Raw genomic sequence first — 16,545 nt, forward strand, 5'->3', positions numbered from 1 at the left:
TATACTATACCCCTAAATCTACTTTAATGAGTTTGTATCCCTCTTCTTCATAGGATTCGGCATTTAACCAAAAATTTGTGCCGTCAAAAGTAATTCCGTCTATTTCATGATAGTCCAAAGAATAGGTTTCTACTGCCCTAAGGCCTGAAGATGTGGTGCACTTAAAAATTTTATTATCCTTTACCATATATAAATACCCATCCCTATAGTCCATTCCGTTTGGTTGAAAACCCAGATCTATTGTCTCTAATATTTCACCAGGGGATAAAGCGCCATTGGATTTGTATTTGTACAGTTTTTCTTCGTTATGACTATTTAACCATAACTGTCCGGGCTCAATCGAAGCGATACCTCTTATATAGGCTCCGACAGGGATAGAGGTATAGTATAAGGAGTTACTCGAATAGAGGAAAGAATCAAACGTGCCACTGCCACTCCCTCCTAAAAATAGTTGTCTATAGGATGAGTCTGATTTTTCAATTTCTACCGCACTTAACCTTGTTGTACTGGGGATGGTTCCCGCTATTGAGAAATCGTTGGGATTTATTTGGAGTATATTACCATCTTCTCCATGGTAGCCTAAAAGAAATTCACCATCAAAGGTAATATCCATATCCCTACCCCATGGGACATTCCCTTGATCTAAAATAGATAATCGTTCAATCCAATTATCAGCCTCATTATCATTAGCTATCCTTCGTAGTAAAATAGGAGGGGAGTCATAAGGGGGAATTAGGGTTAGTTCATTCCCTTCAAGGGTGTAATTATAAATACTGGTTCCCCAAGCACTGATGGTAATCTGAATGTCCGTTACGGTTATGTTGGTTTTATAGTCATCCCTAAAACCGCGATTGTCTTCACTTTGAACAATAAAGGTGTCATCGGTATTTATATAAATATATTTAGCGTCATTTATTAAAATTTCGCCACTGACAACCTCCCATTTACCATAAATACCATCCGTTTGCTCTGGTTCCGCAGAAGCTTCATCTTTGTTACAACTTGTTAGTACCACAACCCATGCAAATAATAATAGGTTTTTTAAAAATTTGGTCGATGTTTTCATATTGTAATTTTTAAATTTCTTTTTTTATGTAGAAAAAACCATAAGGTTAACAGAACGATCTTTTTTTAGTTTGAGTGATTGTAGCTCAAATACTACAATCACTGTCTTTTAAGTAGTTTTTTAGGATTGGTGGTTTCTAAAAAAATGAAAAAGACTAAATTTAGCCTTCAAGAGTGTTAACCTTAATTTTCCCATTACATTAAAGTGAAAGAAGCAAAAACCGAAATTACGCTCGAGGATCTTAGAAAGGGCTCGGACTTGGCGTTGAAACGGGTTTACGAAGAGAACCGTGACAAATTCCTGAATTTTGCACGGAGGTACCACTTGTCGGATGAGGAAAATATAGATGTTTATCAAGATGCCTATGTCATTTTCTACGATAATGTGATGAACGGAAAAGTAGAAAGTTTTACCAGTAGTATTGCGACCTATCTTTTCGGTATTGGCAAATACTTGATTTTTGAACGCATGAAAAAGAATAAAAAAAAGGTAAGCTCAAAATATGACCTTTCAATAGTAGGGCAGGAAGATGAATTGGTGAATAGTTTTGAAATGGAAGAACAGGAGTTGACTCCTGAGCAGGTATTATTAAAAAGACACTTCGGGGGATTAGGGGAACAATGTCAGGAGTTATTGACCCTTTTTTACTATCGCGGCTATACGATTCAGGAAATCATGGAGGCTCGAAATTACAATACCGAGAACGTTGTAAAAGCGGCAAAATCCCGTTGTATGAAAACATTGCGGGAACGTATACAGGCTAATAAAGCCCACTGATTATGGATAAGGAACAATTATTATATCAATATTTTGCGAACCAGCTCACAGAGGACCGGCAAAAGCTTTTTAATGAATTGTTGGAAAATGATCCGGATTTCAAAACACAATTTGAATTTGAAAAGAATCTGAAGCGCGTTATCAAAAAGAACCAGAAAGAAAACCTAAAGCAAAAACTGGTCGGTTTTGAGAAGGAAATCAAAAGTAGTGACCAAAATTCCAATTCTAAAAGTAGTTTCAAGTTTTGGTCGATGGCAGCCTCCTTCGCTCTATTGGTCGCCTTGGGTTGGATGGCCTATAGCACTTTTTCCGGGCCAGATTATGATGAATTGTATGCATCGAATTTTGAAACGTATCCCAATACCGTGTATACGATTACTAGAAGTGATGGCGGCCAATCCTTGACCAGGGATGCTTTTGCAGCCTATGAGGCCAATGACCATGCAAGGGCGGTCACTGCATTCCTGGATTTGAAAAAAGAGGGGGAAACCGGGCAGGTGGACTTTTATTTGGCGCAATCTTATCTGAATTTGGGAAAGGACAAAGAGGCCATTGCGGCTTTGAAAAGTGTTATTGTTGGCAGTAAGGAATTTAAGGCGGAAGCCCATTGGTATCTTGCCCTGGCCTACCTTAAAAGTAAGGATGAGGTAAACGCTGTAGCAACCTTAAAGAGTCTTGTTGAAAATTTTGACTACAAAAAGGAAAAGGCCCAAACGTTGCTTAAAGCATTGGATTAAGTCCTTCTTCTTCTGAAGTAGAATAACCCACCTACAAGTATTACGATGGCACCTATTGATGTCCATACCCAATTGAAGGACTGTGATAGCGGTAAAGTATTTCCTGAAATCACAAAACCTGACCAATAATAGGGATGCGATAAACCGTTATCCCGATTAGTGTTCAAAAATTCTAGCTGTGCTTTCTGCAGAGCTATATCCTTAGCATCCCCTTTGGAAAGATTTTTGTAAAAACTGCCCATTAAAGTAGCGGAACTGGCATCGTTGATCTTCCATAAGGTGCTGGCAATACTCGCCGCCCCGCTATAAAAGAATCCTCTTGCCAAACTCATAAAACCTTCCCCTCGCTTTAAATCGCCCAAACCACTCTCACAGGCACTCAAAGTAACCAGATCTGCGTCAATTTTTAAGTTATATAGGTCGGCTACATATAGTAAATCTTCTGTTGGGTTGCCATTTTGGGAAAAGGCCAAATAGGAATATTCAGGGGCGGTATCGTCAAAAATAGCGTGTGTGGCCAAATGTACCATCCCAAAAGAGGATAATTGCGATTTGAAATTTAAAAGGGAGGCATCTTCATCAATATAGGAACGGCCGTCGAAAGAAGACAAAATCTGTTCCACCTCTTTTTTATTGCTGGGTAAAGGCAGTAATTTTCCGCGGTCGGCATTGTTCACATTTACAGTGCCATCAAAACTGGGGGCAAAGGCCAAAACGGTATGCTCTTTTGGTTGCCGTTGCCGCAATTCAGAAAGTAGCGTGGCCGAATTCACATAACTAATGGCATGGTTCTCGGCTAGATAGTTTATACCTTCGGGGTTTGTGTTCAAGGCTGCGAAGGGGATGTAGTTCAAAAGGCCATCGGCCATGATGATCACTTTTTTCTGGTTGGTAGATTTTAAGAAGGGTGCCAGCAGCTGTTCATATATGGCATAGGTGGTCCTACCCAAAGTCATTGCATCCGATTTTGGATCGGAAAGCATTCGATAAATCCTAGTGATACTTGTCTCGAATTCCGAATCAATCGGTATCCGTATTATTTTCTTTGTATTGTTCTCTAGACTGATGGCGTAAATGGCATTATTTCCATAGAAAAAGGAAATCAATAGTTCATCCTTTTCCAATAGTTCCTGGGTCTTTGTCAGTGATATGACCTTAGTTCCGTATTTTAAATTGTAATAGGCGGGGTAATTGGACTCAATTTTTTGGATAAGGTTGAGGTGGTCGTTCTTCAATTCGAGCAGTTGTCCTTCTAATTCACTATTTTCGGTTTTTGAAGTATTAAGTTTTTTTTCAATAAATGTGATTTTGGATTTCAATTGGCTTTCACGTTCTAAAACTTCATGTGGAATGTTTGCAAATTCAGTCGCTTTAGCATTAAGTAAAGCTTCCAATAATAGAACCGATTTACTTTTTTCCAAGTAATAAAAAGCTTTGTCGATTATAGAATCACCTGCGTTTTTCCCATTTAGGTTGTAAACAGCCTCTAACCCTGATTCGAAGAGCGGGAAGGCGTCTTCTATTAAAAGTAATTTGTCATTATGGTTTTTGAACGAAGGTTTTAGACTATCAAGTATATTAATGGCAAGAGCGGTTGTTTCAATTGTTTTCAAATAAGAGTTAATGGAAATTAAAGCTGAATTTTTGTTTTTTAGGGTTTTGAGAATTGAAGTCTTATTGGCATTTCGTTGGGATAATTGTTGAATAGCAAAATCATACATTTCCAAGGCTTCTTTGGGCTTGTTTGCAGCCATATATGCTATTCCTATTTTATTATAGACCGTGGCAAATTCGTCATGTTTTCTTTTCCCCCATTTATGCTCAAGTTCCGAAACGGCGTTTTTATATTCGGCAATAGCTAAATCAAACTCCGCATTTTTTTGGTGTATCCCTGCTTTTGCCTCATGATATTTATGCCTAAAAGGATGTTTTGGGGGAAGTTTATTTTCTATAAGTTTTAAATAGTATTTGGCACTATCCAATTTTGAAAGTTGAACATAATTTTCAACAAGATGGAAACCATCTGTAATTAAACTATTTAAACTGCCATTTTCATCAATATCCAATTTTAATGATTTCAAAAGAAAACCATTGGATACTTTGAAGTTTTTTTCCCTTTTATGAACTTCTGCCAATAAACTGTAATTTCTGTGTAATGTACGTTCGTCCTCAGGGATGCTTGACTTTAAAAATCTTATATTCCTGAGATAAAATTGCTTGGCCAATTCATATTTACCCTCATTACTGAACATTTTTGCCAGAAAACTATAAGAGGTTGAAAGTAAATATTTATCGTTTATGCTGCTAACGGAATCCGGTAGTTTTTCTGTTGAGTCAACAATTTGTTTAAATGCTTTTCGGGCGTTTAGGAATTCGTCGAGTTTAAAATAATAATTGCCTTTGTCGTATAGTAACGAATTTTCAAAAAGGCGTTTTTGCGGGGAATCTTCAATCTTTTTTTTGTTTTTAACCCATAAAGAATCCAACAGTAAAAGATTGTTGTTCATTTTTTCTAAATCATAAAAATAACCAGCTTGCCTATTCCAGTTTATTAAAGTAAAGAATTCATCCTCCCATTGGTTTTGTACTTTAGTAAATTGATAAATTTTATGTAAATAGAAATAAACGGAATCTTTGTTGGTATAATAAAACTCCCTTGATTTTTGAGATAATTTGTCTATTTCCAAATCATAGTCATCTTCAACTTGGGCATTAAGTTGAAAAAATGATATTAAGAATAAGAACACAAAATATTTCATAGTAAAAGTTGGCCCCCATTAGGATGGAAACCAACATTGCAATTAGTTTTAAAGCCTGCCTTATATCCTAAAAATAGGATTAAAACACATACCCTTTAAAACTATAATCTAATAAATTACCTTGGTCATCTAATTTACTGATATTTATAAGTACTTCACCCTTAATCTTCTGAAAGACTATAAATTGAGTGTAAAGTAATTGGTCATTATACTCAGGGAAGGGAGTGAATTTTGGAGCAGTTGAACTTAATACCTTCCCGTTTGTATCTAAGAGGCTTATGTTTTTAATGTTTTCTCCTTCTAAAATCAACATGTATTCAAGAGAATTACGTAGACCCAAACAATTACAAGGTGGCCGTGGAATATCTGGCCCTATTTTTAAACCGACTTCACTCAAATCTATGATGCCTGCGATTTGTTTTTTGAATTTATCTTGTTGTATCTCTGCTTCGATTATATCTTTTTGTGCCTGATTATAACCTGGGTCTTTGGGAGAGATTTTTTTTAGTTTGGAAATATCTTCATTTAAGTTTTCGATTTCTGAATTCAAATAGAATTTGAACATATCACCCTCATAACTGAAATTCGTTTCCGTTAATACCACGTCTTCTGAATCGCCGGCGTTACCGGTATAATCCTTTACACATGAGGTCGTAAGAAGCGATAAGAAGATGACGATAATTAATAGTTTTGTTTTCATAGTTTGTTGATAAAAGGTTTATTTTGTTTCCATTTAATGGACATAAAAAGTCAAGGTTAACATAGTTACTCAACTATTTAGCCTGTTTAATTCGTGGGGGAACAAAATTCTGGGGGAATTTTAAAGGAAAAAAGATACGAAATGATCGGATATAAAATTGTAAAAACCCGTCCTATTTGTTAAAAGGGACAAAAAACAGGCATTTAAATAAATGTAGGTGAACTATTTAAGGAATATTGGATTCTTGACAAAGGCCTCTTTTACAAATTTGAACTTATCCAAATGAAACTTTTTTGGTGACTCCCCGCAATATTTTTTAAAATCCTTACTGAAATGGGCTAGGTCATAGTAGTTGAACAGTGCTACTAGGGTTTTATAGTTGTTTTGGTCCTCAGCATCGATTTGGGAGAATAAATTGTTGAAGCGAACCATGCGATTGTAAACCGAAGGTGCAATACCTACCACTTCTTTAAACTTCTTTTGAAAATAGCGTTCACTGACATTCAATTTTTTGGTAACCTTGGTAATCGGTTCACACCCCAAAGAGCGATCCATCATATCGATGGCAATGTCGATAAAATTGGGAACGTATTTTTTATCTTCCAATAGGTCTAAAAGTAATTGTTCCACCAGTTCCACTTTCTTTCCGGCCCGTAATTCCTTTTCATAGGAGGTTTCAAAATGGGTTAGATCAGAACCAAGAACAGTTTTTGAATCGGCAGGGGTATTGGTAAGTAATGACATGTTCTGCCCGAAAAAATGGTAAAGACCTGTGGGTTTAAAAGCGACTCCGGTCAATGCATTGGTTTCATGATCGGAGAAAAGCGTATAGGTTTTAGTCTGTTGGCCAATGGTATAGTATTTCGGTACAGATTGTTCTTTAGTATCCATCATGCCCCTAAACCTTCCCTGGTGTTGAAAGACCATAAAACCTTTGCCACTTGGTAAAACGGTCTCACGTATATCATTTTCATAGTCTTTACGCTCCCAGATTATGTCATAATAGAACGATACATAAGGTTGTAGTTTCTTTGTGACGGGATAGGTGGTGAACATGTGAGGTTAATTGATTAGGTTTTGATTTTGGAATGACCATGGTTTATAAATTTAGATTAAAAATGGATATGATTGAAAATTGATATATTATATTTTTACAAATTCCACACGCCTGTTATTGGTTTTGCCTTCGGTTGTAGTGTTGTTATCAACAGGTTCCGATTCCCCTTTTCCATCGGTTTGTAATCTATTACTTCCAATATTGAATTGGGCAATTAGGGTATTTTTGACAGCTGAGGCCCGTTTTTCCGATAAGGTCATATTTTGCCCATCGTTGCCATCGGCATCGGTATGGCCGATAATCTTCAGGTTTAAGGTTGGTTCCTGTTGCATGGTTTCTGCTACTTGTTTCAGGACACCGAAAGATTCAGGCTTTATTTGATCCGAGCCAGAGTTGAACAGAATGCCTGTAGTGGAAAACCTACCATTTTCCAATAATTGTCCACGCAAGTCCAGACCACCTTGGGCAATTTTTATATTGTTGATGAAAACATTGTCAATGCCATCGCGAATATCCCTTGGGTGCAATTTGAATGACACGATGTTGTCAGGAACCAATCTGGGTACGTCTACCACCTTGTTTTCATTGATCCACATTCTAAACCTTTTGCCGTTAACGGCGATGGAAACATGGTTTTTTTGTAAAAGTATGTCCCTTATGTCTTTTTCTACCGTATTTCTGATGACACGGTTGCCTGCAATTCTATTCTCGATTATAAAGCCTACACCAATAAATAAACATAGGGGTATTTCTACCATAGCCATATTTTTTGAGGTGTTGAACATATTGTTGTCTTCAAGCCATATTTCCAATTTTGCCTGTGAACTTGTTTTTTTGTCAACTACGGTAAGCATGTCAAACTCTACGGTATAGTCTTCGGGCAAATTGGAAGGCAAATCGGGGATGTAAATGGATTTCCCGGCCAGTTTAAACCATTTTTCTTCATTGATCATAGTCAGCTCACCGGTGCCATTGGTATTCCATTTGGATGGAAAATCGCCCATATTGTCCAAAGAAAAATCATCTGTCATTAGTATTTTGTCACCAGGGACAAAATCGAACTTACTATAGACCTCTAATTCTTGGGTCGTATTGGTTTCTTGGCCTGAAGAGCCATGGTCATTGTCCGGACCGTTGTTGGCAATGTCATCGTCAGATGTTGTTTTATCATTTTTTTTCTTTTTTTCCGATAACAGTTTTTTGGCTGTTTTCAAGCTGTATTTCAAGGCTTTTTTTGCCCGGTTCATTTGTAATGTCGCTTTGCCTTGTTTAAGAATACCGGCACCATTAATATCCGCTATCGCATCTGGGGCACTCGATAGAACACGTTCTGAGTCTTCAACCGTATCGATTAAAGTTTCATAATCATCTTCATCCAATGGTTTCCCTTCTTGGGCATAGTTATCGTATAGGTACACTTTATCGTATAGGTCAAATGATTCCCTGACGAATGTATCCACACTATGGATTCCTACACGGCCAGAAGGCCGTTTTAATCTTTTTTCTTGTGACTGTATGGAATTGAGGAAGAGAAACCCAAACAGTATTAAAGCTAATATTGATTTATGTGAATGCTTCATTATTTGAAATTTTTAAATTAAAAGGGTATAGCTTAAAGGCGTTCGTATTCCGATGTAATAATTTGAAAATTTTCCCGCTCAAATTTTGTACATGTCATGGTTGTGATTTTTTCTTTTCTACCTCTTTTTTTATTGGTTACGATTTTTAAGGGTAAACCCGAATAGATGGCTTTAAGGGAATCGTCATCAAGGGTTAGGCTTCTTGCCAAGATGTATCCGAAAAGTTGTGGGGTCGTTGAATTTTCGCCAAAAGACCCATCGATTACCCCTTCGGCCACCCAAACTTCGCTTGTTAGGTTGTCACTGGTCATTCTGAACAATGTGCAGTCGTGGCCTAGTAAATTCCCATAGCCCGCAGCTTCATAGACCTCTGGATTTTCGGCATCGTTGTATTCTTTTAACAAGCCTTTGAAGTTAAAAGGCATGGTCATTACTATTTTTTTATCATCCTTACCCATATAGCTATACATCTTGTTACTTGCATTATCAAAAACGACGACCATATCACCTTCGGTCCTGGAGCAGAAATAGCCTCCATTGGTAGGTAAATAATAATCTATAACCGTTTTATTACCCCTAGGGTTTTCAATCTCTAATTGATATATATAGTCAAAAGTGTATACATCACTTTGGGCATTTAAATTTGTGCCTAATAGTAGGGCTAACAGTACAAGCGACAGTGTTGAAATTGTAGTATGTTTGAGGTTGGTTCTCTCTGTGATCGTTAAAGTGCTATTTAAAAAGTCCATATGTTTGATTTTCTTTGTTTCCCTTTTTTATGTTCTATGGATAAAAAGGTTAACATCATGAAGATTTTTAGAAAGGAATTTAATTTTGGTCATAAGAGGCCTGGACCAAGATTGCTGTTGCAATTGACTTTTGGGAATTTGACCTGATGTTGGGAGTAATGAACTAAAAAACGGGAATATTAAGGAAAATGTAGATTATAGGAAGGCCTTTCCTTTTTTACAAAGGAGGGTGGTTTTTTAAAACTTATGGGTTGTTTTCGGAGTAATATAGCCTTCCGTCCAGTAAATGACGGAACATGATAAGGTTATTGTTGGTTGAGGCGGATATCCCTAATTTTCTAAGGCATTTTTTTATCGGTGTATCAATTAAATTGGTGATAAGGGAATTACGATATAACGCAAATCCTCATTCAATTAATAACATCATTTGAATCGTGACTAGTTTGGTTTGTTGTATTTAAGTAATATTGGATAGCGAATAAAAAAACCGAAGCGTAGACTTCGGTTTTTTGTTTTTTCATGAAGGATTCTTACTTATTGTATTTGGTAAGTAACGTTGTCCCCATCGATTTTCCGTTCTGATTAAAACTCTCTTGCTTGATCATGCCTATACCTTCGGCAAACCAAACCCTTGAAGGGAACGTCTGGTTTACCATCATGGCTTTCATTTTATTTTCGCTATAAATTACATAGCAATCAAAACTACCGGCTGGAGTGGTGACACTTTCCTTTTTTTCAACCTTTCTGTTGATCAAGTCGATCGTGGTGTTCATGTTCATGCCGCCTATACTGACTTTCACACTAACATTCGCATCTGCCAACTGCTGACCAACACTGAGGTCATTGGGTAACTCAAGATCGGTCCCAGAGATATCCATCTCCATACCTTCATACTGTGTGAACATGCTACTTGGCACAAGGGATTTATAATCTATAGTGACCATATTTCCCGTGCATGTGAAGTTGTAGTCGGTTTTATACATTTCCTTCCCTTTTTCATCACTGAGTTCTATAGCCATAGTGGCGGTGGTTGCATCCCCGGAAGTTTCTACTTGGGTCACTTGGTATTTGGAAATACCTTGGGACTTTCCTTTTTTATTGTAATTGGTATACTCGAAACTGGCACCCTCGATCATTGGATAATACTTACTGCATTCCTGTGCAGTGACGAAAGAGGACATTATTAGGATGATGCCGAATAGGGTTAGATGTTTTTTCATGGACGAATAAGTGTTGGTTTTTTTATAAGTTACGTATAATGTGTTGAATACCAAAGAAAGCTGATTTTATTTGAAAAGCAAGCAGCATACCTTAGGTAGCTGCAATTTAAAAATAAAAAACCTTTGTCTATTTAGGTTGATATTCTTGCAGGAAATCAATGTATAATTAAGGATATGCGTATGGATGTTAAATGGTTTAGTTAAGTTGATATACGATAATTGAATTCTTTGCATCTTGGGTGACCACTTCCAACTTTCTGTCATTTTCCATATCGGTCAAATCTATAGGGGAGGAACCAAAGACGGGAAATCCGGTTATGGGTTTAGCCTGGCTGTCGTACAGATAGACCTTTTGATTTTGAATATCGGTGACTCCAACATATATCTTGTCATAGATATAGAATATCCTAGGTTTTGAATATACGCCGAAATCGAGTTCCACTTTTTTCCCCTTAATGCTCAACACATTGTCATTCATATAAACAAAAGTATTGCTGGTGGCGTCAATACCATGGTCATCGTTTAATCGTAAATTGGTTGTACTTAGCTTCCCGTTTGGTGCAATTTGATGTAATACCCCCTTGGTATCGGTCAATATGAACTTGTTCTTGTATAAATAAACCTCATTTTGTGAGAACTTTATTTTTCCGTTTACCTTGGTCCTTGTAGTACCTACACGGTTAAGGATTTTCAATTCCCCATTGTCCAACATAAAGACCAAATAATCCCTGTTGGATACCCTTATGTGTTTTGGCGCTTTTATAATTGCACTTTCCGCTTTGGTGAACTTAAAGCCTTTAACGATATTCCCTTGGTTGTTGTACATGAAAATCTTATCCCCTTGGGTTACCACAAAGCGATAGTCTTTTCTGTTCTCATAATCAAAAACAGCCAGTTCATTAAGATTACCCCCTTTGAATTTTTTTGTAAAAGGTTTTACTTCTTTCCCGTTTCGGTCTAATATCAAGAATTGGTTATTCGTGGTGAATGCAAGTTGTAATCGACGGTTTTTATAAATATCGACTTGATGGATCTTTCCTTGTATTTGCCCTTCCAATTGCTTTTTCCATAGCAATTTGCCACTGGTGGAAATCAAGTATAGATTGTTTTCCTGGTCCTGTACCACAATTTCTTTTTTATTGGTATTGTGGTTGGTGACAAATTGGGGAACGGTTGCCAAATCAGCATCGAATTGTATAGAGAATAAGGGGGATACCTTATTGATCTTTGATTTTCTTGCGGTCTGTAGAATCGCAATATTGGTATGAAAGAATCCTTGATCGGCTACTATTTGGGCAGCAAAGGTGTTCTTGTCAAAGGAAGCCTTCCCAAAATCATTCAATAATTCCTTTGAAAATTCCTCCTTTAAAATTTCTTGCACTCCTTTTGAATTCGAAATAAAAAGTACCGAGGATTCACTGGCCAGCGCATCATGGGCAGAGGCATAACCATCTGTTTTTTCAAAGGTAGATCCGTTTTTATGGTTTAGGATAATCTCCTGTATCATGGATTTGCTTTCCGCAAAAACAAAAGTGTTCTCAATAATGGTACAGTAATTCGCGGAATAGGTTTCAATTAAAGGGGCTAGGTAATCGCCTAAAAAATCAGGTTTGCCCAATTGCATAATTTGATTGCCTTGATATTCGGTCTCTGATTTTTTGATGCCCGCAATATAATCGGATAACCTTTCCGAGCCATAGGTGTTCAAAAGGATGGCCTTGTCATTGTTTTTATAGATGATGCCGATTTCCTCAACGGTGTTGAGCAGGGAATCTTTGGGGGATTCTAGATGAAGGTATTGTTTTTGGTTTTCGGCAAAAACGCTATAATCATCAAAGGAAAACGATAGAATGGCATCGGCCGAGCCCGGTGTGATTGATGCCGTCCTGTCAGCCAACGGATGGGTGTTCTTGAATAAATTCAATAACTTCTTGGTAGAATCGGCAACAACCGTAATACCGTTCAAGTGTAAATGGTTTTGGTCTGCGTTGATATCGATAAGTGCCCAGTCCGAGTAATCGGAAAGTCTTATATCGGCATTTTCGATGGTCAGGTGATTGAACAAGGGATCGCTATTTTCAAGATTGATGAATATGGAGGCATTTTTGGTAGCACTTGAAACCTCGTATAGTTTGTTTAACCCCTTCGAGGTTTTTGATGTACCGGAATATTTCAGGAGATTTTCAAGAATTACCCTAGAAGAGCTAATGGTGTTCTGTCCTTTGAAGCTCATTCCATATAACACATCGCCCTCTATCTCGTATTTGTACATATTTTGGCCTTCTATGGCAAAGGATTCTTTTTTGATATTTTGAACACTGTCCAACACAAAAGTGTTGGTTGAATCACGGGTAACGAAGGTGAATTCATAATTTTCAGCGCCCAATGCAGAAAAAGCCAACAACGATTCGTTATTGGTCTTCACGTAATCCAGATATTTAATTTGGTCCAATAGGGCCCGATAGCTCCCGAACGATTCTGTTTTGGTGATGAAATCATTGTTTTTCAAATCGCTTTTAAAACCATCTAGATGGTTTATTTTTATGACTACAGCTGCATTTTGAGGAATGAATTCCAATAAGGAGGTAGTGGTCGATTGATGTTTGGAACAACCTATAGCCAAAAGAAATACTAGGCCGAAAAAAAATCTGGATTTCATTTCATGGAGTTTATTGCGAAGTTACTTTATTAAAGTTTTAGTGTCAACTCTTCTGGCAATTGCCTAAAGCTTTTCCTGTGGTAAGGTGTAATGCCATATTTTCGAATGGCTTCCCGATGTTCCTTGGTAGGGTATCCTTTATTTTGTTTCCAATTGTACATGGGGAATTCTTCATGTAATCGGGCCATGTAGGCATCGCGGTAGGTTTTAGCCAAAACGGATGCAGCAGCAATACTCATATACTTACTGTCGCCCTTGATGATGCATTCGTAGGGAACATCGTTATAAGGTTTGAACCTATTGCCGTCAACGATGATGAATTTCAGGTCATTGGTAAGTTGGTCAATGGCTTTGTGCATCGCCAATATGGAGGCGTTGAGAATATTGATCTTGTCAATTTCAGTGGGTTGTATATGTGCAACCCCAAAACAAATGGCATTTTCCTCTAGAAAAGGTCTTAGGGTGTCCCGTTTTTTTTCCGAAAGCTGTTTGGAGTCATTCAGTACGGTGTTCTTAAAGCCCTTTGGTAAAATAATTGCGGCAGCGGTGACTGGTCCGGCAAGGCAGCCTCGACCGGCTTCATCGGTGCCCACTTCATCAAAGGCATGGTGAAATCTTTTTAACATAATTAGACAATCTGATGGTAAGCGAAGATAATTTTTTTGATCCAATCAAAGGTACTTGTGTCATAATCTGTGACAGATTAACCATTTGTTGTAAAAACTTTCACATTTTATTCGAAACAAAAAAATTAACTTTGTCGCGTAAGCGATTTTATGAAATACTTCTTCCTACTGCTATTTGTATTTAGTTTCCCTATGCTTCAAGCACAGGTAGGCCCTGTTCCTCCGGGCAAGAAAAACGATTCCGTAAGGTTTAAGAAGATGGGTGGAAAAAAACCGCCTCCTTCCGAAAGCCAAGAAATCACCATTAAGGACTATAAGATCATTTCTTACCAAAGGGACACCACCTATTTAGATACGACCCTTACGATACAAAAAGAATACAAATACAATTATCTGAGAAAGGATGATTTTGAATTGATGCCTTTTGCAAATGTTGGGCAGCCCTATAATAAGCTAGGTGTTGATTTTGAAAGAAAACAACTATATCCCCGAATGGGTGCTAAGGCAAAGCATTATAATTATTTTGAAATTGAGGATATTGATTATTATAATGTAGCTACCCCAATGACCGATTTGTTCTTTAAGACCACTTTTGAACAAGGTCAATTGTTGGATGCTCTGCTAACCTTCAACACTTCAAGACGTTTTAATGTGTCACTGGGTTTTAAAGGGTTTCGGTCTTTAGGTAAATATCAACTTAATCAAGCGCAATCCGGTAATTTTAGATCTACTGCCAATTATATTACCGAAAATGGGCGGTATAGTTTCCGAGCCCATATCGCGGCCCAGGATGTGGAAACGGAAGAGAACGGTGGACTCGTTAGTGCAGCGGAGCAGTTTGAATCGGGAGACCCGGAATATACCGATAGATCACGTGTTGATACCCGGTTCACGTCTTCGGATATGGGGGAGAATAAGATCTTGGGAAAACGATATTATTTAGAACATCAATATAAGTTGTTGCGAAAAAGTAAAGATTCGAGTTCGGTGGATAAAACCTCATTGGCCATTGGGCATACCTTTAATTATGAAACCAAGTACTATCAATTTCAACAGAGTAGTTCCAATGAATATTTTGGTGATGTTTTTGATTCGTCCATAAAGGACAAGGCAAATCTTAAAACCATGAGTAATGAATTCAATGCGGAATTTTACAATGCCACTTTAGGTAGATTGCAAGGTAATATAAGCCTATATCATTACAATTATTATTTCAATAGTCTGTTGGTTACTGAGGATGGAGGGAAAATCCAAAGCCAATTAAGAGGGGATGAGGTAAGTCTCGGCGCCAAATATGAAAAGCAAATAGGTGGTTTCCTGATTAAGGGGGATGCCAAATACAATCTTTCGGGAGAGCTTACCACGAGTATTTTGGATGCGTCGGCGAGTTATCGATTCAATGAAAACAATAAGATTCGGGTTTCATTGCATTCATCGTCAAGAATGCCAGACTATAATTTCTTGTTGTACCAAAGCGATTATCAGAATTATAACTGGCAGAACAACTCAAGCTTTGAGGATCAAAACGTGAATAGTCTCCAGGTTCATTTTAACGCTAAGAAATGGGGCGACTTTTCCGCAAAGTATACCAATATCGATAACTATACTTATTTTGGAACAGACCCGACACTGGAACTGGTAGAAAATCAGGAACAGGCAAGCATAAAGCCATTTCAGGAAACGAATAGTGTCGGTCATTTGAAAGTTAAGTATAGTAAGGAGTTACGATTGGGTAGTTTTGCTTTGAACAACACCGTAATGTACCAGAACGTTTCCCAGAGCAATGATGTGCTCAACGTGCCCCAATTGGTGACCAGGAATACCCTTTACTTTTCTTCCGAAGTGTTTCAAAAGGCAATGTACCTTCAAACTGGTATTACGTTCAAGTATTACACTTCCTATATGATGGATGCCTATAATCCTCTTTTAGGGGAGTTCTATACCCAGAACAATGAAGAGTTGGGAGGTTATCCCATGTTGGACTTTTTTATTAATGCCAGGGTACAGCAAACACGTATTTATTTAAAAGCGGAGCATTTCAATTCATCTTTTTCTGGATATAAGTTTTTTTCCGCGCCCAACTATCCCTATCGTGACTTCGTAATACGGTTTGGTTTGGTCTGGAATTTCTTTTCTTAATATACCCGTTCAGGTTTTTTATGATATAACCTGAGTAGGCTATAGCCCCCTACATATCAATAAGGGGCAGGTTTGTTTGTTTACTGGATTCCATTTCAGGATAATGCCGTTTTTTTTCGTTTAAATAGTAGGGTAGTACATTTTTTTGTTTACATCTTGATGTATGTTTCTGTAATTCAGAAACTTATTTATTCTTTGGATTTTTCGGAAGGATTAAAGGGGGCTGTCATTCAAAGATCCTTGTTTTTTTTTCCTTTATAGGGAGGGTCTTCTTAAGCTACAATTTTTTTGATTTTTTTTCTTGTAAGGATTGTTGATTTTCAGTATTTTAGATGGCTCCTTTGAAAAAAGGCAAAAAAACCTTCAAAAAAAGTATTGTTGAAAGGGAAAATGGTTGTAGGTTTGCAGCCCGAAACGATTAAGGTCGTTGGGAAAGAAAGGTCTTCGGGCCACGTTCATTGAGATACTTTTAAGGG

The 16,545-nt window shown here is 37.5% G+C and carries 12 protein-coding genes; 3 read left to right on the plus strand and 9 right to left on the minus strand.

Going from position 1 to position 16,545, the window contains the following annotated elements:
* Positions 1-4: 4 nt before the first annotated feature.
* Entirely contained in the window at positions 5-1,066 is a 1,062-nt protein-coding gene (locus HPE56_RS06100; protein ID WP_188242873.1) for a YncE family protein, read from the minus strand.
* A gap of 204 nt (positions 1,067-1,270) precedes the next feature.
* On the opposite strand from HPE56_RS06100, the gene HPE56_RS06105 reads away from it, so the two are divergent.
* Together HPE56_RS06105 and HPE56_RS06110 are read left to right on the plus strand one after the other, a co-directional pair.
* Entirely contained in the window at positions 1,271-1,843 is a 573-nt protein-coding gene (locus HPE56_RS06105) for an RNA polymerase sigma factor (RefSeq protein ID WP_188242874.1), read from the plus strand.
* Between the two features lie 2 nt (positions 1,844-1,845).
* Positions 1,846-2,580: a tetratricopeptide repeat protein gene (locus tag HPE56_RS06110; protein WP_188242875.1), complete on the plus strand. Its 735-nt coding sequence runs from the start codon at positions 1,846-1,848 to the stop codon at positions 2,578-2,580.
* On the opposite strand, the gene HPE56_RS06115 is transcribed toward HPE56_RS06110, so the two are convergent.
* From HPE56_RS06115 to HPE56_RS06150, 8 genes are all read right to left on the minus strand, one after another.
* The gene (locus tag HPE56_RS06115; RefSeq protein ID WP_188242876.1) at positions 2,577-5,339 is read right to left on the minus strand and encodes a CHAT domain-containing protein; all 2,763 of its coding nucleotides are present in this window, start codon (positions 5,337-5,339) and stop codon (positions 2,577-2,579) included. The genes HPE56_RS06110 and HPE56_RS06115 overlap by 4 nt on opposite strands.
* Positions 5,340-5,418: 79 nt before the next feature.
* Positions 5,419-6,039: a hypothetical protein gene (locus tag HPE56_RS06120; protein ID WP_188242877.1), complete on the minus strand. Its 621-nt coding sequence runs from the start codon at positions 6,037-6,039 to the stop codon at positions 5,419-5,421.
* Between the two features lie 222 nt (positions 6,040-6,261).
* Positions 6,262-7,095, minus strand: coding sequence for a helix-turn-helix domain-containing protein (locus HPE56_RS06125; RefSeq protein ID WP_188242878.1), 834 nt, complete (start codon positions 7,093-7,095; stop codon positions 6,262-6,264).
* A gap of 87 nt (positions 7,096-7,182) precedes the next feature.
* The gene (locus tag HPE56_RS06130) at positions 7,183-8,676 is read right to left on the minus strand and encodes an OmpA family protein (RefSeq protein WP_188242879.1); all 1,494 of its coding nucleotides are present in this window, start codon (positions 8,674-8,676) and stop codon (positions 7,183-7,185) included.
* Positions 8,677-8,708: 32 nt separating this feature from the next.
* Entirely contained in the window at positions 8,709-9,425 is a 717-nt protein-coding gene (locus HPE56_RS06135) for a DUF4412 domain-containing protein (RefSeq protein ID WP_188242880.1), read from the minus strand.
* Positions 9,426-9,955: 530 nt separating this feature from the next.
* Complete coding sequence (locus HPE56_RS06140; RefSeq protein ID WP_188242881.1) at positions 9,956-10,645, minus strand: TapB family protein; 690 nt, start codon at positions 10,643-10,645, stop codon at positions 9,956-9,958.
* Between the two features lie 196 nt (positions 10,646-10,841).
* The gene (locus HPE56_RS06145) at positions 10,842-13,304 is read right to left on the minus strand and encodes a ribonuclease HII (protein WP_188242882.1); all 2,463 of its coding nucleotides are present in this window, start codon (positions 13,302-13,304) and stop codon (positions 10,842-10,844) included.
* A 29-nt stretch (positions 13,305-13,333) separates the two neighbouring features.
* Positions 13,334-13,930, minus strand: coding sequence for a ribonuclease HII (locus HPE56_RS06150; RefSeq protein ID WP_188242883.1), 597 nt, complete (start codon positions 13,928-13,930; stop codon positions 13,334-13,336).
* Between the two features lie 192 nt (positions 13,931-14,122).
* Between HPE56_RS06150 and HPE56_RS06155 the strand changes: the two genes are divergently transcribed.
* Positions 14,123-16,069, plus strand: coding sequence for a putative porin (locus HPE56_RS06155; protein WP_223170203.1), 1,947 nt, complete (start codon positions 14,123-14,125; stop codon positions 16,067-16,069).
* The last annotated feature ends 476 nt before the right edge of the window (positions 16,070-16,545 follow it).

Source organism: Maribacter aquimaris (genome assembly GCF_014596745.1).
GTDB lineage: Bacteria > Bacteroidota > Bacteroidia > Flavobacteriales > Flavobacteriaceae > Maribacter_A > Maribacter_A aquimaris.

Coding starts and splice junctions, on each gene's coding strand:
- HPE56_RS06100 (WP_188242873.1), bottom strand. CDS start 1,066: ATGAAAACATCGACCAAATTTTTAAAAAACCTATTATTATTTGCATGG.
- HPE56_RS06110 (WP_188242875.1), top strand. CDS start 1,846: ATGGATAAGGAACAATTATTATATCAATATTTTGCGAACCAGCTCACA.
- HPE56_RS06115 (WP_188242876.1), bottom strand. CDS start 5,339: ATGAAATATTTTGTGTTCTTATTCTTAATATCATTTTTTCAACTTAAT.
- HPE56_RS06120 (WP_188242877.1), bottom strand. CDS start 6,039: ATGAAAACAAAACTATTAATTATCGTCATCTTCTTATCGCTTCTTACG.
- HPE56_RS06125 (WP_188242878.1), bottom strand. CDS start 7,095: ATGTTCACCACCTATCCCGTCACAAAGAAACTACAACCTTATGTATCG.
- HPE56_RS06130 (WP_188242879.1), bottom strand. CDS start 8,676: ATGAAGCATTCACATAAATCAATATTAGCTTTAATACTGTTTGGGTTT.
- HPE56_RS06135 (WP_188242880.1), bottom strand. CDS start 9,425: ATGGACTTTTTAAATAGCACTTTAACGATCACAGAGAGAACCAACCTC.
- HPE56_RS06140 (WP_188242881.1), bottom strand. CDS start 10,645: ATGAAAAAACATCTAACCCTATTCGGCATCATCCTAATAATGTCCTCT.
- HPE56_RS06145 (WP_188242882.1), bottom strand. CDS start 13,304: ATGAAATCCAGATTTTTTTTCGGCCTAGTATTTCTTTTGGCTATAGGT.
- HPE56_RS06150 (WP_188242883.1), bottom strand. CDS start 13,930: ATGTTAAAAAGATTTCACCATGCCTTTGATGAAGTGGGCACCGATGAA.
- HPE56_RS06155 (WP_223170203.1), top strand. CDS start 14,123: ATGCTTCAAGCACAGGTAGGCCCTGTTCCTCCGGGCAAGAAAAACGAT.